This window comes from Nocardia sp. NBC_01377 (assembly GCF_045040005.1).
Classification (GTDB): domain Bacteria; phylum Actinomycetota; class Actinomycetes; order Mycobacteriales; family Mycobacteriaceae; genus Nocardia; species Nocardia noduli.
In genome coordinates this window covers 8,263,659-8,283,988 of record NZ_CP109566.1, presented here as the reverse complement: position 1 = coordinate 8,283,988, position 20,330 = coordinate 8,263,659, and the positions used below count along the sequence as shown (strand labels likewise).

Annotated in this window: 15 protein-coding genes; 8 read left to right on the top strand and 7 right to left on the bottom strand. The window is 66.8% G+C overall.

Annotated elements, in window-relative coordinates; genetic code table 11:
* Positions 1–129: 129 nt before the first annotated feature.
* The 5 genes from OG225_RS38135 to OG225_RS38115 all read right to left on the bottom strand — a co-directional run bounded on the left by OG225_RS38135 (position 130) and on the right by OG225_RS38115 (position 6,757).
* Positions 130–1,698 (bottom strand): carboxyl transferase domain-containing protein, encoded by a 1,569-nt coding sequence (locus OG225_RS38135; protein WP_405179510.1) that lies wholly within the window; start codon positions 1,696–1,698, stop codon positions 130–132.
* A 99-nt stretch (positions 1,699–1,797) separates the two neighbouring features.
* Positions 1,798–2,400, bottom strand: a complete 603-nt coding sequence (locus OG225_RS38130) for an ATP/GTP-binding protein (RefSeq protein ID WP_198654271.1) — start codon at positions 2,398–2,400, stop codon at positions 1,798–1,800.
* On the bottom strand, positions 2,381–2,755 hold the full coding sequence (locus OG225_RS38125) for a DUF742 domain-containing protein (protein ID WP_109525302.1): 375 nt from the start codon (positions 2,753–2,755) through the stop codon (positions 2,381–2,383). The genes OG225_RS38130 and OG225_RS38125 overlap by 20 nt, the downstream gene beginning before the upstream one ends.
* A gap of 7 nt (positions 2,756–2,762) precedes the next feature.
* Positions 2,763–3,176, bottom strand: coding sequence for a roadblock/LC7 domain-containing protein (locus tag OG225_RS38120; protein ID WP_011207200.1), 414 nt, complete (start codon positions 3,174–3,176; stop codon positions 2,763–2,765).
* Positions 3,173–6,757 (bottom strand): ATP-binding protein, encoded by a 3,585-nt coding sequence (locus OG225_RS38115; RefSeq protein ID WP_405179509.1) that lies wholly within the window; start codon positions 6,755–6,757, stop codon positions 3,173–3,175. Before OG225_RS38115 ends, OG225_RS38120 begins: the two co-directional genes overlap by 4 nt.
* Before the next feature lie 317 nt (positions 6,758–7,074).
* Here OG225_RS38115 and OG225_RS38110 point away from each other — a divergent pair, with 317 nt between their 5' ends.
* From OG225_RS38110 to OG225_RS38095, 4 genes are all read left to right on the top strand, one after another.
* Entirely contained in the window at positions 7,075–9,108 is a 2,034-nt protein-coding gene (locus OG225_RS38110; protein ID WP_405179508.1) for an AMP-binding protein, read from the top strand.
* A gap of 122 nt (positions 9,109–9,230) precedes the next feature.
* The gene (locus OG225_RS38105; protein WP_405179507.1) at positions 9,231–9,617 is read left to right on the top strand and encodes a hemophore-related protein; all 387 of its coding nucleotides are present in this window, start codon (positions 9,231–9,233) and stop codon (positions 9,615–9,617) included.
* Between the two features lie 100 nt (positions 9,618–9,717).
* Entirely contained in the window at positions 9,718–10,425 is a 708-nt protein-coding gene (locus OG225_RS38100) for a response regulator transcription factor (RefSeq protein ID WP_405179506.1), read from the top strand.
* Entirely contained in the window at positions 10,422–11,804 is a 1,383-nt protein-coding gene (locus OG225_RS38095) for a sensor histidine kinase (protein WP_405179505.1), read from the top strand. Before OG225_RS38100 ends, OG225_RS38095 begins: the two co-directional genes overlap by 4 nt.
* 204 nt (positions 11,805–12,008) lie before the next feature.
* On the opposite strand, the gene OG225_RS38090 is transcribed toward OG225_RS38095, so the two are convergent.
* The gene (locus OG225_RS38090) at positions 12,009–12,845 is read right to left on the bottom strand and encodes an LppX_LprAFG lipoprotein (RefSeq protein WP_405179504.1); all 837 of its coding nucleotides are present in this window, start codon (positions 12,843–12,845) and stop codon (positions 12,009–12,011) included.
* Between the two features lie 587 nt (positions 12,846–13,432).
* Between OG225_RS38090 and OG225_RS38085 the strand changes: the two genes are divergently transcribed.
* The 4 genes from OG225_RS38085 to OG225_RS38070 all read left to right on the top strand — a co-directional run bounded on the left by OG225_RS38085 (position 13,433) and on the right by OG225_RS38070 (position 19,363).
* The gene (locus tag OG225_RS38085; RefSeq protein WP_308165368.1) at positions 13,433–14,824 is read left to right on the top strand and encodes a fatty acid desaturase; all 1,392 of its coding nucleotides are present in this window, start codon (positions 13,433–13,435) and stop codon (positions 14,822–14,824) included.
* Between the two features lie 184 nt (positions 14,825–15,008).
* On the top strand, positions 15,009–16,121 hold the full coding sequence (locus tag OG225_RS38080; protein ID WP_405183501.1) for a type III polyketide synthase: 1,113 nt from the start codon (positions 15,009–15,011) through the stop codon (positions 16,119–16,121).
* A gap of 38 nt (positions 16,122–16,159) precedes the next feature.
* The gene (locus tag OG225_RS38075; RefSeq protein WP_405179503.1) at positions 16,160–18,100 is read left to right on the top strand and encodes an ATP-binding cassette domain-containing protein; all 1,941 of its coding nucleotides are present in this window, start codon (positions 16,160–16,162) and stop codon (positions 18,098–18,100) included.
* Between the two features lie 90 nt (positions 18,101–18,190).
* Positions 18,191–19,363, top strand: a complete 1,173-nt coding sequence (locus tag OG225_RS38070) for a hypothetical protein (protein WP_405179502.1) — start codon at positions 18,191–18,193, stop codon at positions 19,361–19,363.
* A 43-nt stretch (positions 19,364–19,406) separates the two neighbouring features.
* Here OG225_RS38070 and OG225_RS38065 read toward each other — a convergent pair whose 3' ends face one another.
* A complete protein-coding gene (locus OG225_RS38065; protein ID WP_405183500.1) occupies positions 19,407–19,916 on the bottom strand; it encodes a DUF3558 domain-containing protein in 510 nt (169 codons plus the stop codon).
* Positions 19,917–20,330 lie beyond the last annotated feature (414 nt).

Below are 20,330 nucleotides of genomic sequence, written 5' to 3'. Positions count from 1 at the left end.
CGCGCGCGAACCGTCAACGAGCGAGCGGGTGTGTTGGCCGGGTCGTTTCGCACGATCGTGCCTGCTCGGATGCCTGCGCGGCCGAGGATTCGGGCGCGATTCGGGCGTCGGCGGCCCGCGATACCCGGTTCAGCGCGAACCGGGGACGCCGAGTCGGCGATACCGCGCGCCGCGCGAACGCCGCAGTCGCGCCGGGTCGATCGCGGTCAGGTCCGCCAGCTCTTCGGCGACGGCGGTGACCATGCGGTGGGCGAAATCGTGCGGTTCGTCGGCGGCGTCGGGCAATTCGGCGACGATCCGGTCCACGATGCCGTCCGCGCGCAGTTGCTCGGCGCCGATCCGTTGGGCGGCGGCCAATTCCGGGGCGTGTCCGGTATCCCGGTAGACGATGGCGCTCGCGCCTTCCGGCGGCAGCGGGCCGAGCCAGGCGTGCGTGGCCGCCAGCACGCGGTCCGCGGGCAGCAGCGCCAGCGCGCCGCCGCCGGTGCCCTGGCCGAGCAGCACCGCGACGGTCGGGGTGCGCACGGTCACCAGATCGGCTATGCACCGAGCTATTTCGGGGGCGAGGCCGCGTTCCTCGGCTTCTTTCGACAGCGCCGCGCCGACGGTGTCGATCACCAGGACCAGCGGTAGTCGCAGTTCCTCGGCGAGCGCCATGCTGCGGCGGGCCTCACGCAACGCGGCGGGGCCCATCGTGTTCTCGCCCCGCTGATTGGAGCGGTCGTGACCGAAGACGACGCACGGCCTACCACGGAATCTGGCCAGTGCGAGTACGACGGTCCGGTCCGACTCGCCCTGTCCGGTGCCGCTGAGCGGGACGCGCTGGGTCACGTGGCGCAGCAGGTCGCGAATGCCGGGGCGATCCGGTCTGCGGGAGATCAAAACCGAATGCCACGTGTCGGTTTCGCCCTCGGGCGCGACGGAGCCGGATGGATGTGACAACGCCTGAACGTCCGAATCACCTTTCACAGCAGCGCTATTCGTCCGTTCGCTCGAAAATTTCGGTGCCACAAGACTATCCGCGAGCGGAACTCCACCGAACACACTCAGCGCGCGGTGCGCGATACGGCGGAAAACCGAGACGGGGACCACGCCGTCGATCACACCGCTGCGGTAGAGATTCTCGGCGGTCTGCACGCCCTCCGGGAAATCCGCGCCGTACAGCGCCTTGTACACACGGGGACCGAGGAAGCCGATGAGCGCGCCCGGTTCGGCGAAAGTGATGTGCCCCAGCGAACCCCAGGACGCGAAGACACCGCCCATGGTCGGGTTGCGCAGATACACCACGTACGGAAGGCCGGAGGTCTTGTGTTCGGCGACGGCGCCGGCGATCTTGACCATCTGCACGAAGGCGACGGTGCCCTCCTGCATTCTGGTACCGCCGGATGTCGGCGAGGCGATCAGTGGCAGGCCCAGTTCGGTGGCCCGCTCCACCGCGGCGACGATACGCTCCGCGGCGGCCACCCCGATCGAACCGGCCAGAAATCCGAATTCGCAGGCGATGACGGCCACGCGCCGACCACGAAGCAGCCCTTCACCGGTCAGCACCGCTTCATCGGTGCCGGAGGCGACGGCGGCCTTGCGCAGATCCTCGCGATATTGCTCGGATGCCGGTACCGCCAACGGCGGCCGGTCCCAGCTGACGAACGACTCCGCGTCGAGCAACTGCCCGAGCAACTCCCGCGCCGAAATCCGCATCGCGCGAGCATATCGGGCGACGCGTCACACCGGTGAGCGCGGATGTTCAGCCGCACTCGAACCCGACGCCACGGACTACCGCCGCGTCGGGACCGAGTATCAGTAGCCCTGCATCACCTTGCGCAGGGCGTATTCGGTGAGCGAGACGAGTGCCTGCTTGGCCGGTTCCCTGCGCCTGGCGTCGATGGACAGGATCGGGACATCGGCGGGGACCGCGAGGGCCTGCCGAATATCCTCGATCGGGTACCGCGGCGAATCATCGAATTCGTTGAGCGCCACCAAGAACGGCAGATTGCGCGCTTCGAAATAGTCGACAGCCGCGAAGCTGTCCTCCAGCCTGCGGGTGTCGACGAGCACCACCGCGCCGATGGCGCCGCGGATCAAGTCGTCCCACATGAACCAGAACCGGTACTGGCCCGGTGTACCGAACAGATACAGCACCAGATCATCGGCCAGGCTGATCCTGCCGAAGTCCATGGCCACCGTGGTGGTCGACTTCATCGGAATGCCGGTCAGATTGTCGATACCGGTACTGGCGTTGGTCACCAATGCCTCGGTGCGCAGCGGAACGATCTCCGAGACGGCACCGACCATCGTGGTCTTGCCGACACCGAACCCACCCGCGACCACGATCTTCGCCGAGGTCGGCTTGCTGGTGCGGGTGTCGACCTGCGCCGTCGAATCATATACGCCGGAGTCCACTGAGAACCCTTTCGATCAGCTCGCGACGTTCATCGTCGCTGGAATCGTCTTTCAAAGTCGCCGAAACGCGGACATGCCCGGCTTCGATGAGGTCTGCCACGAGTACTCGTGCCACGCCTATCGGAATACCCAAACGTGCCGCTACTTCAGCGACGGACGGCGATTCTCTGCACAACTCCACGATTGACGTCTCGATGTTGGTCAGTTCGAACTGCCGCTCCAGGGCGACCGGATGCGATGCCACGAGTGCCTCGAGCGCCAACTCGACCGCGGGCCTGGTACGGCCCGCGGTCAGCGAGTAGGGGCGAACGAGACTGGGCTCGGAGCTTCCCATGCGGTGATCTTCTATGTCCATCCCACCATCAGGAACCCATCGTGACGCGCGGGGTGGCCTGCACCGTTTGACCCACACGTTCGACCAACAACGCCATCTCGTATCCGACCTGTCCGATATCGCAGGACGTATTGGTCAGGACAGCGAGGTAGGAGCCGTCGCCGACAGCCATCAACAACAGGTAGCCGTGTTCCATTTCCACGACCGACTGCAGGACGGTGCCGCCCTCGAACAGATTCGAGACGCCGACCGAGAGGCTGGCAAGTCCCGCGGTCACGGCCGAGAGCTGCTCGGCGCGATCGACGGGAAGCTGAGCGCTCGCGGCCATGAGTAGTCCGTCAGCCGAGACCAGGACGGCATGAGCTACGCCAGGAACCTCGTTGGCGAAGTTCGAAACCAGCCAATCCAGCTGACGATTCGTACCACCTAGATCGGGGTTCATCGGTCTCCTTTATCTCCGGTTAGGTTCGGTGCCTTCATTGCGCGGCCGTCCTGGACGCCCTTTTGGTGGCGGCTCAGGCTCGACCTGATGGATTCCGGATCTCGGCGCGGTGCTCGATCCACAGCACCGTTGACGGCGCCGGGGACCAGCCTCCCGCCCGGATTGCGTTGCGGCAACCCAGCGGCGGTTTTTGTTTCGGCCTGTGCTTCGCTGGCCCGCCTCGCGGCTTGCCAGCCTTCGTCACCGGGTGAATCGAAGGCGGCTGCTACCTGGGACCGGTCCGGATTCGGATCCGAGAGCCACGACGACATCATCTCGGCGAAGATCGGACTGTCCATCGTCGCCCCCGTCTCGGCCGCGGGTTGCAGTCGAGTCTGGAAGAACGAGGCAGCCTTCGCTGGGTTGGAACGGTAGCTGTGCTTACCGGGATCGCGTACGCCCTGGCCGGTGTCGCCCGCGTCGGCGTCCGACGGCGCGGTCAGGCGATCCGATTGCGGCAGACCGACTCCCGGCGGCACTACCTCGCGCCGTGGGCCGTTCGCGCCCGGTGAGCGCTGCGGCAGACCCGTCGGGGTCTGCGCGCCCGGCTGACGCTGCGGCAGTCCGTTCCCGAGCGGCTCCCGGGTCGGCAGGCCACCGGACAGGCTGTCCGGTCGTTGACTTACCGCGGGCTGACGCTGCGGCAGACCCGCCGGGGTCTGCGCGCCGGGCTCGCGTGTCGGCAGTGCTCCCGACGCGGGCTCACGCTGGGGCAGACCGCCCGGCTGACGCTGCGGCAGACCACCGGTCCCCGCGTCCCGGGACGGAGCCCCGTTGGCTCCCGGCGAGCGAGTGGGAAGCCCACTCGCTCGCGGCTCGCGCTGCGGCAGACCACCGCCGAGCGGTTCACGAGTCGGCAGGCCACCGGTGGGGGCGCCCTCTCTCGGCTGGTTCGCCGCGGGCTGACGCTGCGGCAGACCCTGGGGGATCTGAGCTCCCGGTTCCCGGGTCGGCAGACCACCCGCACCGGGCTCCCTGGTGGGAAGGCCACCGACGGTCGGCTCGCGCGGCGGCATGCCGTTCATCGGACGCTGCGGAAGACCACCGGCGGCGGGATCGCGCGTCGGTGCTCCGTTGGCGCCGGGTTGACGCTGCGGCAGGCCACCGCCCGCCGACGGCGGACCACCGGCCGCGGGCACACCGTTGGCGCCGAGCTGGCGCTGGGGTAGCTCACCCGAGGCGGGTTCACGCGACGGCGGTTTCGCACCGCCCGCCGGTCCGGGTCCCATCACGCTGGGCCCACCGGGACCACCCGGACCACCGGGTCGTCCCGGACCCGCGGGTCCGCCCGGACCACCGGGGCCGAGGTTGCGCTTGGGCATGTTCGCTGCGGCGAGTTTGCCGCGCTGGGGTCCCGGCGGCGGCGTCTGGCCCGGTGTCGGACGCAGGGTCGGACCGGACTGGGCCTGATCCGCGCCCTGTGACATCGCCGATCCCGGCTGACGCTGCGGCAGGCCACCGGCCGCCGACGGCGTCGGGGCGTCGGGGCGCTTGGTGATCGGAATCGGACCGCTGACGCCCGGGTCGACGGTGACCATCATGTTGCCGCCCGGGGTGCGGGTGACCGCGCGCGTCTGCATGGACGATCCGGTCGACGGCCGCTGGGGGCCCGCCTGCTTGGGCGACTGCTGGACCGGACTCGGTGTGACCGGCTGCGCGCTGATCGGCTGACCCGCGACGATCAACCCGACAGGTACGTGCACCGTGACGGTGACGCCCGGGTCACGCGCGGTGTCGAAGGTCGGGCGCAGCCGCACGGTCAGACCGTGCCGCTCGGCGAGCCTGCCGACCACGAACAGACCCATGTGGCGGGCGGTGTCGGGGCCCGGCTCGGCGGTCTGCTCGAGTCTGCGGTTGATATCGGACATCTCGGCGGGTGGCATACCGATACCCCGGTCGGCCACCTCGATCAGCATGCCCTGGTCGTGGGCCTGCGCGAAGGTGAACTTCACATCGGTCTCGGGCGGGGAGGCCCGCAGCGCGTTGTCGAGCAATTCGGCGAACAGGTGCGCCATGTCGGAGGCGGCGGGTTCCTTGAGCGAACCGCGCGGCGTCGCGCCGAGCTTGACCCGCTCGTAGTCCTCGACCTCGGAGATCGCGGCGCGCAGGACGTCGGCGATCTCGACCGGCGCCGACTTCGCGCGGCGCTGTTTGGTGCCGGCGAGAATCAGCAGGTTGTCGCCGTTGCGGCGCATACGGGCGGCGAGGTGGTCGAGCCGGAACAGGTTCTCCAGCAGGCGTGGGTCCTTCTCGTCGTACTCCATCGCCTCGATGAGGCTGAGCTGATGGTCGACGAGGGATTTCGAGCGCCGTGCCAGGGTTTCGAACATGTCGTTGACCTGGGAACGCATCTGCGCCTGATCACTGGCAAGGCGCAGGGCCTGGCCGTGGATATCATCGACGGCACGCGCCAGCTGGCCGATCTCCTCGGTACTCCGCACCGGCATCGGCTCCAGCGGCACATCCTCCGGCGCGGCCCCCGCGCGCAGCTGGGCGACCTCGTGCGGCAGATCGCTCTCGGCCACGCGCAACGCGGCGAGGCGCAGTCGGTGCAGCGGCAGGATCATCGACCGCGCGACGAACACCGCGAGCAGCAGCGCCGCGAGAATGGTGGCGATGACGACCGCGGTGTAGGTCCACGCGTCGGTGTTGGCCTTGCTGGAGAGCGCGTTCATCGAGGTCTCGATGTCCTTGGTCGCCTTCGCGACGACACGCTCGTAGACATCGACGCTACTGGTCATCGAGGCCTTCGACTCGCCGAGCGGGATCCGGCCAGCCTGCGCTTCCGGACTCGTGATGAGATCGACTCGGGTCTGCACGCCCGCACGCAGGTCCGCGATGGCGGTATCGCCGTCGGGGAACCGGTGCGCGAGCACGTTCAGCATCTGACGTTCGGTCGCGGAGGCGACCAGGAAATTCTGTAGCGAGTCCGGCTGACGCTTGAGGATCTCGGCGAACGCGGCCAGCTCACCGACGACGGTGGCGCGGGTGTTCAGCGCGTCCACGAGCCGCAGTCGGGCCGCGTCGGTGGCGGTATCGCTGACCTGGGAGACGGTGGTCTCCACGATCCGCACGCTGAGGTTACGGATCCGGTCGATCGCGTCGATCGATTCCGCCGACGTCGCGGCGGGGGCCTTGCCCTTGGTCCGCAGCGCGCCCGCCTCGGTGATCATGTTCTCGAGCATCGCGCGCGACTCGGGCCGGGTCTTCAGCTTGGTCGTGGCCGACTGGGCCCTGGCGATGGCCTCGTCGAGGTCGCTCAGGTCCTTGTCGGTCACCACGGTCTGGCCGTTGAGTGAGACCAATTGCGAACCGGCGACCGTCGCCGAGGCAGCACTCAGCCCGGTGACGGCCGGAATCGCCTCGATGTTCTCGGCGACGGCTTCCAACCGCTGCGCGTTCGAGAACTCGGCGGTAATCCTCGACACGCCGAGGCCGACCGCGACGGCAAGCGGCACGGCGAGAACCGCCGTAACCTTCCAGCGCAGGTCCCAATTGCCGAGCGCCCAGCGCTTACTGCCGGGCCTTGCGGCGTCACGCATCTCCCACTCACTTTCCAAACTGGCCCCAACCCGCGCCATCAGCGAGCCTCCACAATCGCATGCTGGCTCGACGGTTGGAGCTGGCCGAGAACTGCGGCTGGCCGAGAAATTGCGTCTACGACGGCCCAAATAAGTGACATCAGATTCTAACGGATCAGTAACAGCTTGGGTGACATCCGGTAAGGCTACGGGCCTTGACCTGCCTTTTCCAGACAAACCCAAAGGTCGTGCCACCCGCCCGGGCGTCGCGTGAAGTCTGCCACAATCATGCAGATCTATCGAGGCGGGCATCGAGGCGAGGCTAGGGAGTCACGAGTTTGAGCGTGAAGCACGAGTACCGGCCGGTCTATCAGACCAGCCTGGTCGACCCCGCCGAGTTCTGGACAAGTGCTGCTGAGGCCATTGATTGGGACGTCGCGCCCACGCAGATTCTCGATACGACCGCACGTCCCGTCGCCAGGTGGTTTCCCGACGCCCGTCTCAATACTTCGTTCAACGCGCTCGATCGCCACGTACTCGGCGACGCCGATGGAGCGGGCAGCCGCGCCGAACAGCCCGCGCTGATCTACGACTCCGCGATGACCGGTGCCAGGGGCGTATACACCTACGCCGAACTCCTGCGCGAGGTTTCGATATTCGCGGGGGCCATGACGCGCCTCGGCGTCACGACCGGCGACCGGGTCGTCATCTATTTGCCGATGATTCCCGAAGCCGTCATCGCGATGCTGGCGTGCGCACGAATCGGCGCGGTGCATTCGGTGGTGTTCGGCGGCTTCGCCGCACCCGAACTCGCGGCCCGAATCGATGACGCCGAACCGGTTTTGATCATCACCGCCTCCGGTGGCCTCGAACCCCATCGCAAAATCGAATATCCGCCGATCGTGTTGCGCGCACTGGAAATAGCGGAGACGAACGCGCCGCGCGCGGTGATCGTCAAACAGCGCAAGCAGTTCCAGACGATCAATTTCCCCGCACCGCAGGAAGCGACGGAATCGCTGCCGAGTTCGAGCGAGACCATCGCCGCGCGATGGCTCGATTGGGACGACGCGGTACTCGACGCCGAACCCGCCGATCCGGTATCGGTCGCCGCGACCGATCCGCTCTACATCCTCTACACCTCGGGGACGACGGGTAAGCCCAAGGGCGTCGTCCGCGACAACGGCGGTCACGCCGTCGCGCTGGCCTGGTCCATGACCAATATCTACGACGTCGTCCCGGGACAGGTGATGTGGGCCGCATCCGATGTCGGCTGGGTCGTCGGCCACTCCTATATCGTCTACGCGCCGCTGCTCGTCGGGGCGACCACCCTGCTCTACGAGGGCAAACCGGTCGGCACCCCGGACGCGGGCGCGTTCTGGCGCGTGGTCGCCGAACACAGGGTGCGGGTGCTGTTCACCGCGCCGACCGCGTTGCGCGCCATCCGCAAGGCCGACGCCGAGGCCACGCTGGCCTCCCAGCACGACCTGTCCTCGCTGCGTGCGCTGTTCTGCGCCGGTGAGCGGCTCGATCCGGCGACCTACGAATGGGCGACGACGACGCTGCTGGCCGACCGGCCGGACTGCCCGGTGGTCGATCACTGGTGGCAGACCGAGACGGGCTGGCCGATCTGCGCGAACCCGCTCGGGTTGCAGCAACTGCCGATCAAATCGGGGTCGTCTTCGGTGCCGGTTCCCGGCTTCCGGCTGCGGGTGCTCGACGCCGAGGGCAACCCCGTCCCCGCCAACACCGAGGGCAATATCGTCATCGGGCTACCCCTGCCCCCCGGGGCGCTCACCGGCCTATGGCAGGACGAACCGCGTTTCGTCCGCTCCTACATGTCGGCCTTTCCCGGCCACTACCTCACCGGCGACTCCGGTTACTTCGACGACGACGGCTATCTCTACGTCCTCGGCCGCAGCGACGACGTGATCAACATGGCGGGGCATCGACTGTCAGCGGGCAGTATCGAGGCCGCCATCTCCGGGCATCCCGCCGTCGCCGAATGCGCGGTCATCGGTCTCGCCGACGAACTCAAGGGTCAGCGCCCGGTCGCCTACGTGGTCCTCAAGGAGGGCGTCGAGATCGCGCCCGCGCGGCTGCGCGAGGAACTGACCGTCCGGGTGCGCGAACAGATCGGCCCGATCGCCACCCTGCACGACGCGATCATCGTCTCGGCGCTGCCCAAGACCCGCTCCGGAAAGATCCTGCGCAAGACCATCAGGCAGATCACCGCGGGCGACGACTACGACATTCCCTCCACCATCGAAGACCCCGCGGTGCTGGTCGCGCTCGCCGATCAGATCCTGTCCGGACGCACGCCGATCGCGCCGATTCCCTCTCCCTCCGACACCGATCCGGTCACCCCCGCTTGACTCCGATCGATCGCCGACGCTCTCTCTCAGAGATCTCTCAGAAACAGTTCAACCGGGTGCCAGCGCGACCCCATAGCGTCGACGGGGTAATTCGTTAACACGAACCGTTATCTGGAGGCACAATGAAGCGTTTTCGCAGCCGTACCACCCTCGCCGCTCTCGCCGCGGGTGGTGTCGCGAGCGCGGCGGCACTCCTGAGTCCCGGCATCGCCGCGGCGGCGCCGAACGATCTGGTCGCGCCACTGCTCAACAGCGACTGCACCTTCGCCCAGGTCGACGCCGCACTGCACGTCGAGTCGCCTCAGCTGGCCGCGTTGCTCGACGCCAACCCCAGCCAGAAGGCCGAATTGCAGCGCTCGTTCGACCAGCCGGTCGAACAGCGTCGCGCCGAGTTGCAGCGCCGCATCGATGAGAACCCGGAAGCGGCCCAGCAGGCGCAGAACGATCCGCGCGCGGCCGAACTGGCCGGGACGATCGCCACCGTGGCGGCGGTCTGCCACAACTACTGACCCGGTTTCGGGCACGCCAGACTCCAGCCTTCCGCCGAACCACCGGCCCGGTGCGAGACTCTTGATGACACCAACGACCGGCGAACGCGGAGAGGCGACAATGCCCGAGGTGACTACGACTCCGACCGTCCTCGTCGTCGATGACGACGAGGACGTGCTCGGCTCGGTCGAGCGTGGACTCAGGCTTTCCGGATTCACGGTGCTCGTCGCCCGTGACGGAGCCGCGGCGCTGCGCAGCGTGAACGAGCACGCGCCGGATGCCATCGTGCTCGATATGAATATGCCGGTGCTCGACGGCGCGGGCGTGGTGACCGCGCTGCGCGCCCTCGGCAACGAGGTGCCGATCTGCGTGCTCAGCGCGCGTGCCTCGGTCGATGACCGTATCTCCGGATTGGAGTCCGGCGCCGACGATTACCTGGTGAAACCGTTCGTGCTCGCCGAACTGGTGGCGCGTATCAAGGCGTTGCTGCGCCGCCGCTCCGATACTCCTCCGACTCCGACGCCGGGCGCGATCACCGTCGGTCCGCTCGAGATCGATGTCGACGGCTATCGCGCGATCCTGCGCGGCGAGGAAATCGAGCTCACCAAGCGGGAATTCGAACTGCTGTCGACGTTGGCGCGCAACACCGGCGTAGTGCTCAGCCGGGAGCGGCTGCTGGAACTGGTGTGGGGCTACGACTTCGCGGCCGACACCAATGTGGTCGACGTCTTCGTCGGGTACCTGCGCCGCAAACTCGAGATCGACGGAACCCCCCGGCTGCTGCACACCATTCGCGGGGTGGGGTTCGTCCTCCGGGCGCCGAAATGACCTCGGCTCCGAAGCCACCGGAGCGACGACGACGGCGGCGACGGACCTTCTCACTGCGCACCAGGGTCGCGGGAGCGGCGGCGATGGGCGCGGTGATCATCGTGACCCTGCTCAGCCTGATCAGTATTCGCGCGATCGAGCGCAACAACCTCCAGCAGAGCGATCAGCAACTCGCCCTCGCCTCGCGTCTGGCCCTGATCGAACCGGTCATCGCGGTCGGCCTGGTCGGCCTCACCGGACTGAACAATCAGATCGCGGTGACGGTGCGGGAGAACGGTTCCGTGCTCGCGAGCAGTACGACCGAGTTGCCCGACCTGCCGACCGGTTCGCATACCGCCGAGGTGAACGGCACCCCCTATCGCATTCTGACCACGACCGAGAACCAGCCGCAGGGCCGCACGGTCTCGCTCGGGATACCGGCCGAGGAGGCCGCGCGAGCAACTGAGGAGCAACAGCGCTGGGTGCTCGCCGGAGCGCTGCTCGCCATCACCGCGACGGCGGGGCTCGGCTGGTTACTGGCTGGTCGCGCGGTGCGCCCGATCGTGGATCTCACCCGTCAGGTCAGCGCCCACAGCGCCTACCCCGAAGCCGACGATCCCCGTCCGCCCGTGGACGGTTCGGGTGTACGGGAGGCCGAGAAACTCGCCGATGCCGTCAACACGATGTTGGCGCGCGTCGACCAGGCCCAGTCCCGAACGGCCGCCGCACTGGAGACCGCGCGCGATTTCGCCGCCGTCTCCGCGCACGAATTGCGGACCCCGCTCACCGCGATGCGCACCGATCTCGAAGTGCTGACCACCCTGGACCTGGACGAGGCCCAGCGCACCGAGATCCTGGCCGACCTGCAACGCAGTCAGGGACGCGTCGAGACGACGCTGGCCGCGCTGGAACGGCTGGCCACCGGCGATCTGACCAACGCTCGCGATCATGTCGACACCGATGTCGGCGATATCTGCGACCAGGCCGCGCATGACGCCATGCGCCACTTCCCCGGTCTCACCGTCGATATCGACACCGACGCCGAATTGGTGACCCGAGGTCTGCCCGCCGGCCTGCGCCTGGCCGTGGACAACGCGCTCGCCAACTCCCGCAAACACGGCCGCGCCACCCGAGCGCTGGTCTCGGCGCACCGCACCGCGCCGGACCGCATCGTGATCACCGTCGACGACAACGGCCGGGGGGTGCCCGCCGAGGAACGCGAGGCGGTCTTCGAGCGGTTCTTTCGCGGCAGCCAGGCCGGTAAGGGCGGATCGGGACTCGGCCTCGCCCTGGTCGCCCAGCAGGCCCAGTTGCACGGCGGGCGCGCGTATTTCGCCGACAGCCCATTGGGTGGAGCCCGTTTGGTGCTCGAACTTCCGCAGCCCGGCACACGCGGCTAGCGCGCCGCGCACGCGACCATCGCCCCGTGTCGGGAGTCATCCACAGCTGTCCACAGCATCGGCGGAGGGGTCCACCACAACTCGGCTCCGGCGAACCGCGAGTTATCCACGGACACACGAAACCGGCCGGGTGCACGATAGACGGCGACCGCCGACCTTCCGTGTACCCGACCGGTTTCTCAGCCGAGAGTTACTGCTACGCAATTACCCCTGGGGCTTGGTGACGGTGACCGGCTTGGCCCAGTCGGACAGCGTCACGTTGATCGATCCGTCGCCCTTCTTGATGACCGCGCGGACCAGGTTCGGGCCGGCGCCGGTCGAGGGAGCGGCCGACGGCTGCACCGACTCCGAACCGCTCGGCGGCGCGACATCGGCGATGTAGAGCGTGATCGGGAGCGAGCCGCCACCGTCGCCGGACTTCGGCACGATCGGGTCGATGACCGAGGCGTCGATGGTTCCGCTCACCTTGACGACCGCGGTGCCCTCGATGGTCTCGCGACCTTCGACCTTCGGGTTCTGCACCTTCCCGATGACATTGGCCAGGCCCTTGTCCTTGTCGAGGATGACGCCCGGGTCGTAGATCTTCTCCGACGGACCGAGATCGGCGTACTTGCCGTCCTCGAGCTGCGCCCACATGGACTTGTCGACGACGACGAACTTCGCCTTGATGAACGGCGCGTCCGGCTTGGTGCGGACCTTCGCCTCGCCCTGCGCGGCACCGGCACCCTGCGGCTGGTTGGTCACATCGGCGGAGACCGTCTCGACCGGCAGGTTCGGGATGTTGGTGACGGCCAGGTTCAGGTGGACCGCCTGCAGGGTCTGGGTGGTCTTGGCGGATTCCTGCACGATCTGGGCGGCTTCCGGCAGTGGGCCGGTCGCCGTCGCCGCGGTGGAGGTGGTGCTCGAATCGTCCGATCCACAACCGGTCACGACCGCCGCGAACAGCGAGGCCGCGATCGCGACGGTGCCGAATCGCACCGGCGAGAGCCTGCCGATTCGAGGTTTGAGAGTTGTTGAAGTGCGCGTTGACAAGTCACTCATGTTCTGCCCCCAGAGAGTGCATATGGTCCATCGACCAGGGTTGAAGCTGGCAGCTTCTGCTGTCGGCTGAGTCGTAGTATGCAGCACTTCACCTGACGGGGAAGCTGTCCCGATTGACCGGGTCCATGCGGCCGACCCTTGGCCGAACCACGGTCTGGAACTGCTGCGGGCGCCGACGATACCCTGTGATCGGTCTTCTCGCATAGATCGGGGGCGAACCCGTCGCGATCGCGAACCGGGTTAAGGGATTGTTTAGTGAGACGTTAGGCGCTGCAAGCACGATACTGTCCATGAGCATTCGGACGGCAGGTGCGACCAGGGGAAATACCCCGGATCAACCGACTATCGCGCCCCGCACACTTCGCGAGGAATGCCTCGAAAAACCTCCGGCCGGAAGCGATACGGCCGTCCGACCGCGAATCAGCAACGAAGGAACACCGATGACGAACACCCAGCCCGACGTGGATGAGAAGGCCACAGCCGAACAGGTCGCCACAGTGCCGATCACCGCGGAACAGGGCACCGCCGACCAGGCAGCAGACGAACAGGAATTCCGTCGGCCTCCGGCTCCGGACGGCCCACCGCCGATCTCGAACGTGTGGGTGTACAACGGCAAAGCCTACGACCTCAGTGACTGGATCTCCAAGCATCCCGGCGGCGAGTTCTTCATCGGACGTACGAAAAACCGCGACATCACCTCGATCATCGGCTCGTACCACAAGAATCCCGAAGCGGTCGAGCGGATGTTGCAGCGGTACTCGCTGAACCGCGACGCCCTCCCCGAGGACATCCATCCCACGAACAACGCGCCGGACTTCCTGTTCAACGAGGGTTTCGACAGCTGGCGCGACACCCCGAAGTACAGCTTCGACAACAAGGAAGACCTGCTGCACAAGGTCAAGGCGCGGCTGCGGAATCCCGAGCTGGCGGCCCGGATCAAGCGCATGGACACGATCTTCAACATCGTCGTCGCGCTGCTGGCCGTCGCCTACTTCGCGGTCCAGGGTCTGCGACTGGCCGAACCGGGCTGGATGCCGCTGCCGATCTTCGTGATCGCGATGGTGCTGCTGCGCAGTTCGCTGGCGGGCTTCGGCCACTACGCGATCCACCGCGCCCAGAAGGGCATGAACAAGGTCTACACCAACGCCTTCGATTTCAACTACGTGGCGCTGGCGTTCGTCACCGCCGACGGCCACGCGCTGCTGCACCACCCGCACACCCAGAGCGAAGTCGACATCAAGAAGAACGTCTTCACGATGATGATGCGGGTCCCGCGGCTGTACCGGATACCGATCCACACGATCCACAAATTCGGGCACACGCTCACCGGCATGACCATCCGACTGCTCGACGTCTGCAGGCTGACCCGAAAAGTCGGCGTCAAGGAGATGTACGGGACGTGGGGCGGCGCGCTGCCGCATTTCATCGGATCGTTCGGCGTGCGATTCCTGCTGGTGGCCGAATTGGCGCTGTTCATCGCGGCGGGTGACTTCCTGGCCTGGGCATTGCAATTCGTGTTCTCGCTGTGGATCAGCACCTTCCTCGTCGTCGCCAGCCACGATTTCGAGTTGGAGACCGAGGAACTGCACACCGATACCGAGGACTGGGGCGTCAACCAGCTCGAGCAGGCCTACGACCTCAAAGTCGTCGGTAACCGCTACGTCGACTGCTTCCTCTCCGCCGGTCTGAGTTCGCATCGCGTCCACCACGTCCTGCCCTATCAGCGCAGCGGATTCGCCAATATCGCCACCGAGGACGTCCTACGCGAGGAGGCCGCGAAATTCGGGGTGGAGTGGATTCCGGCGAAGAGTTTCTTCACCGACCGGTTCCCGAAACAGATCAGGACCTATCTGCTCTCACGGTCGGACGAGGCCAAGGAGCGCGATTGGGGCTTCGTCCGCGAGCACTGCTCGCCATCGGCTCTGAAGACCTGCGCCGTCTACACGGTTCAGGGGTTCACCGGAATCGGCACGGTCTGACCCGATTCCGATTCATATCAACAGTTCGTCCGCCACGTCATCCACTCGCAGGCGGTGAGTTCAACACATTTATTTCGAAAGGTAGAGAGTCGTGTCTGTAACGATCGAGGAAGGCAGCGTTCGCAGCCTGGGGACAACCCGCCACCTGGCGGATGGGGAGCACGGGCACGATCTCGCCGAGCGCATGATGCCGCCGGCGCCGCCGATCACCGTGGGTGTGATCGAAAGCATCGCGACGGGTTCGCCCGCACAGGTATTCGACCAGGCCGCGGCCGCCGGACAGGTGGCCGAGTTGTTCGGCGACGAACGGCAGCGGACCAGGATCGCCCGCATCTATCAGAAGACCAGGATCGGCACCCGTCGCCTCGCGGTCGATCCGCTCGACCCCGAATTCCTGGAATACAGCCGCAAACCCGGCACCATCCGCGAGCGGATGAACCTCTTCTACGAGCACGCGGTTCCGCTGGCCGTGGACGTGGCCGGACGCGCGGTCGCCGGCATCGAGGACAAAACGGATATCGGGCTGCTGGTCTTCGTCACCAGCACCGGCTTCATCGCCCCGGGGGTCGATGTCGCCGTGGTCAAACAGTTGGGCCTCTCGCCGAAGGTCAGCCGCGTCGTCGTGAACTTCATGGGCTGCGCCGCCGCGATGAACGGTATGCGCACCGCCGTCGATTACGTTCGGGCGCACCCGGACAAGAAGGCGATGCTGATCTGCATCGAGTTGAGTTCGGTCAACGCCGTGTTCGACGACGATATCAACGATGTCATCACCCACAGCCTGTTCGGCGACGGGTGCGGCGCGGTGGTCATCGGCACCAGCCAGGTCCACCAGCCGCTGAAGCCGGGCAGTGTCGTGATCCGCGACAGCTTCAGTCATCTGCTCGACGACGCCGAGGACGGCATCGTGCTCGGGGTGAACAACAGCGGCATCACCTGCGAACTGTCGGAGAACCTGCCCCAATACATCTACAACGGCGTCGATCCCGTGGTCACCGAGGTCCTCGCGGCCAACGGATTGCGCAAAGCCGATGTCGACCTGTGGGCCATCCACCCGGGTGGACCCAAGATCATCGAGGAGTCGGCGCGCTCACTGGGCCTCGCGTCCGAGACGGCGGCCCTGAGCTGGGACGTTCTGGCCGAGCACGGCAACATGCTGAGCGTCTCGCTGATCTTCGTGCTGGAACGCATGATCGCGCAGACCGAATCGACCGGCCCGATCTCCACGGGCGTGGCGTTCTCCTTCGCGCCCGGCGTCACGCTCGAAGGCATGATCTTCGACATCATCCGCCGGTGAACCCCACCTCACCGGCATCCTGAGAAAGCACAGAAACCATGCAACTCATCAGATTCCTCATCTCCATCTCCTGGGTGCGGATCGTGGGCGTGATCGCCACGGGCCTCGTGGCGGGTGCGGCCAACACCTACCTGGTGACGCTGATCAACAGCGTCGTCGCTCCCGAGCCGCGCCCCGGTGACCTGCTCCAGCGCTTCGCGCTGACCGGTCTGGTCCTTCTGGTGAGTGGCTTGATTTCCCAGATCCTGCTGATCCGCCTGGCCCAGGACGCCATCTTCCGGCTGCGGGCGGATCTCAGCTCCGGGGTCGTCTCGGCCCCGCTCGAACACCTGGAACGTCTCGGCACGCATCGCCTCATCGCGACGCTCACCGAAGATGTCCGCTCGCTGTCGCAGGCGGTGACCGCGATCCCCGCGATCTGCATCGACGTGGCGACGATCGTCGGCTGCTTCACCTTCCTGGCGATCCTGTCCGGCCCGATCTTCGCGATCACGGTGGCGGGCACGCTGATCGGCATCGCGTGTGTCGAACTGTTCCTCAAGCGGGTGCGGGCCATCTACCACCACGCTCGGGAGAACGAGGACCTGCTGCTGCGCTCGTTCCAGGCCGTGACGCTCGGTATCAAGGAGCTCAAACTGCACCGGGGCAGGCGCCGGGATTTCATGGACCGCCACCTCCTCGGGTCCGCGGAGACCCTGCGCGCGCAGAACGTCGACGCCAGCACCAAATTCTCGGTCGCCCAAAGCCTCGGCCAGATATTGCAACTCGGCACCATGGCGCTGATCCTGTTCGGGATCGCCGCCGCGCTCGATCTGCCACGTGACGTCGTGGTCGGCTATGTCCTGGTCACCACCTTCCTCGCGATGCCGATGCAGAACTTCATGCACCGGCTCCCCGACCTGGTGCGCGGTGATGTGGCGCTGGCGAAGATCCGCACCATGAACCTGTCCATGGAGACCCAGCACAACGAGGAGCAACTGCCCTTCACCGACCGTCCCGCCGCCACCGAGGCACGCCTCGAACTGACGAACGTCACCTACACCTATGCCGGCGAACCCGTGCCGCCGTTCCCGGAGGGGCCGGCCGGACCGCCGTCCGGTGGCGGACATCCCGCCTCGGCGCCTTCCGGTGACGGCCATCCCCCGCATCCGGGCGAACCGCGCGCCGGTGACGGCCCCCGCGAAGGACATCCGGTCGGGCCGCCGCCGGGTGGCAAACCTCCGAAGGGCCGTCACGGGGGGCCGCCGCCGCACGGTGGACACCATCGCCCGCCGCCCGGCGCGGGTCCGGGCGGGCGACCGGATGTCAACGGCCGCAAACGACTCGACCACGGAGCCCACGGTCAGCAACCGGCTCCGGTCGGCGCGCCCGCCGCACTCGCGGGCGAGGAAACCTCCGGATTCCAGCTCGGCCCGATCGACCTGGTCTTCGAGCCCGGTCAGATCACCTTCATCGTCGGCGGCAACGGCAGCGGCAAATCGACGCTGGCGAAACTGATCACGGGACTCTATGTCCCGAGGTCGGGATCGGTGGCGCTGAACGGCGAGAAGATCGATCACGAGAACATCGAGTGGTTCCGGCAGAACTCCTCGGCCATCTTCAGCGATTTCCATCTGTTCGAGGACTACCTCGGATTCGATCGGCCCGGTATCGACGCCGAAGTGCACCGCTACCTCGAGGAATTGCAGATCGCGCACAAGGTGACCGTGCGGGACGGGACACTGTCGACCATCGCGCTGTCGCAGGGACAGCGTAAACGGCTGGCACTGTTGACCGCACTGCTGGAAGACCGCCAGATCTATCTCTTCGACGAGTGGGCCGCCGACCAGGAACCTCGGTTCCGCGAGGTGTTCTACGACGAGATCCTCGCCGACCTCAAGCGGCGCGGGAAGACCGTCATCGTCATCACGCACGACGACCGGTACTTCGACCGCGCGGATCAGCTCGTCAAACTGGATTTCGGTCACGTGGCCGTCTGATCGGTGATTCGGCGAATGCCTTGCGGCCCTTACCGAATCCACAGAGAAAGCCCAGCGTAAGCGCAAGATCTCACCCATAATGTCAGCGGTGTGATCGGACAACGCGCCCGCTGGGCCTTCCTCGTCTCCGCGATCTTCGTTTCGGGCGCCCTCGTCGGCGCGCTCACCGCCTGTTCCGGAACCACGCCCTCTCCGTCCACGATAGCGCTGGTGAATACCGACACCGGCCCGATCGGCGCGCGTATCGCCCAGGCGATCGAGCAGGACGGCGGCGGATTCGAGTGGGCCGTGGTCGCACCGGGTGCGGCCGATACCGACGTTTACGCGGCGGTGATCACCCTGCCCGCCGATCTCACCGAGGCCATGGGCACCCTCGCGAGCCCGAACCCCCGGTATGCCGAGGTCAGGGTCGCCACCAACGACGCCGCCGACGAGGACCTGGTGCGCGAGGCGACCGACCGGGTCACCCACCGCATCGGGGCCGCCGGGGTGGACGCCGCATTCGCCGCCGTCAGCCAGGCCAGATCCCAGCTCAGCGGGGTGCAGTTCACCGCCCAACTGCTCGGCGCGGGTGTGAACGCGGCCGCCGCCGGTGCCGACCAGTTCAGCGGCGGCGCGGAACAATTGCTGGGATTCCTCGATTTCGCGAAAGAGGGTTCGGCGCAACTCACCTCGGCCATCGCGATCCTCAACGAGACGGTCGACGGCGCGGCCGCACAGGCGAATCAGCTCGCCGCCGCCCTGGATTCGACCGATGTGACGATCGCGCAGGTCCAGCGGACCGCGACCGGTGTAAGCTCCGGACTCGACCAACTGCTGCCGCTACTGCGCGCCCTGCCCTTCGCCGGCGATCCCGCACTCGCCGACATCATCGCGAAACTCGACGGTCTGCGGAATGTCTCCGGTCAGGCGGGCGCCCAATTGGACGGTCTCGACCAGTTGGTCGGCGGCGCGGTGGATCCCGAGACCGATCTCGCAACCCTCCTGCGCACCGTCGTCGGCCGGTTACAAGGCGCGAGCGCGCAATTGAACGAGGGCGCGAAACTGGCCGAGGGCCTGCCCGAACTCGCCGACACCGGCGGTGCCCAGCTCGTCGACGCGATCGGGCAGCTGACCAGCGGCGTCAGCCAATTGCAGAGCGTCGTCGGCACTCTGAACACCCAGACCGGCAAGGCGATGGAGACGCTCCCGATGCGTAGCACCGCCCAGCAGTCCGCGATCGCCCTCGCTCTCACCGATCCGGTCCGGATCGTGCGGGAGTGAGTTCGACACCGCCGCGCCCCTCATCCGCACCGTCACATCCGGATCACGCGCCTGCGGGCAAGGTCGGCACCACCTTCTCCGCCAACGCCAATCCGAGTTCACAGGTATCCAGCTCCCCGGTCAGCAGGCTGGATCGCGGATTGTCGACATCGAATTCGAGACTTCCGCCCTTGATCTCCACATTCACGGTGCAGACCTCGGGACCGCGAGCCTCGCTTCGGTGCGCGATCGTCGCCGACCTTCCGCTGACCGTCACGTCTCGGCCCATGGTGTAGAAAGTCTTGCGCACGAAGGGCAGAGTCATATTCGTCATCCGGATCGACACCGAATATCCGTTGTTCTTGACCCATTTACACCCTCGCCACCGCACCCCGTCCGGTGCGTCCGCATCCGCCGGTCCGGTACCGCGTAAGCGCTCCGAACTCAATACGCCCTGTGGAACATCCGCGCACGGGTGGTACGACTCGGGCGGACTCGTCTCCAGCCCCAGACTGTTCACCGATTTCGCCGCCTCCTCTGAATCTCCTTCCGATGCCCCACAACCCACCGCCATCAGCGTTGCGATCACAAGACCGACGCTCGCGACAACCCGCATATTTCCCCCGATTCCCCTGCACGGCTTGCACTTCCACGCCGACTATAGGCACAACGACGCGGCGCTCACACGGCAAACGAGCGACAACGACGAGTACTCCTGGTCACTCTCCGGCGAGGACGATCACGCGCCTGCGGGCAGCGTCTGTACGACCTTCTCCGCCAGGGCCGATCCGAGTTCGCAGGTGTCGATCGTCCCCGTCACCGCGTTCGACGGCGGATTTCGAGATCGAATTCGATACTCCTACCATCGATCTGGACGTTGATGGTGCACACCTCGGTGCGGCGGGCCGCGTCACGGCGTGCGATGGTCGCGGGCCGCCCCGCCTCGAACCTTTCGCGCTGTGTACAACACCCGCTACGAACGACGAAC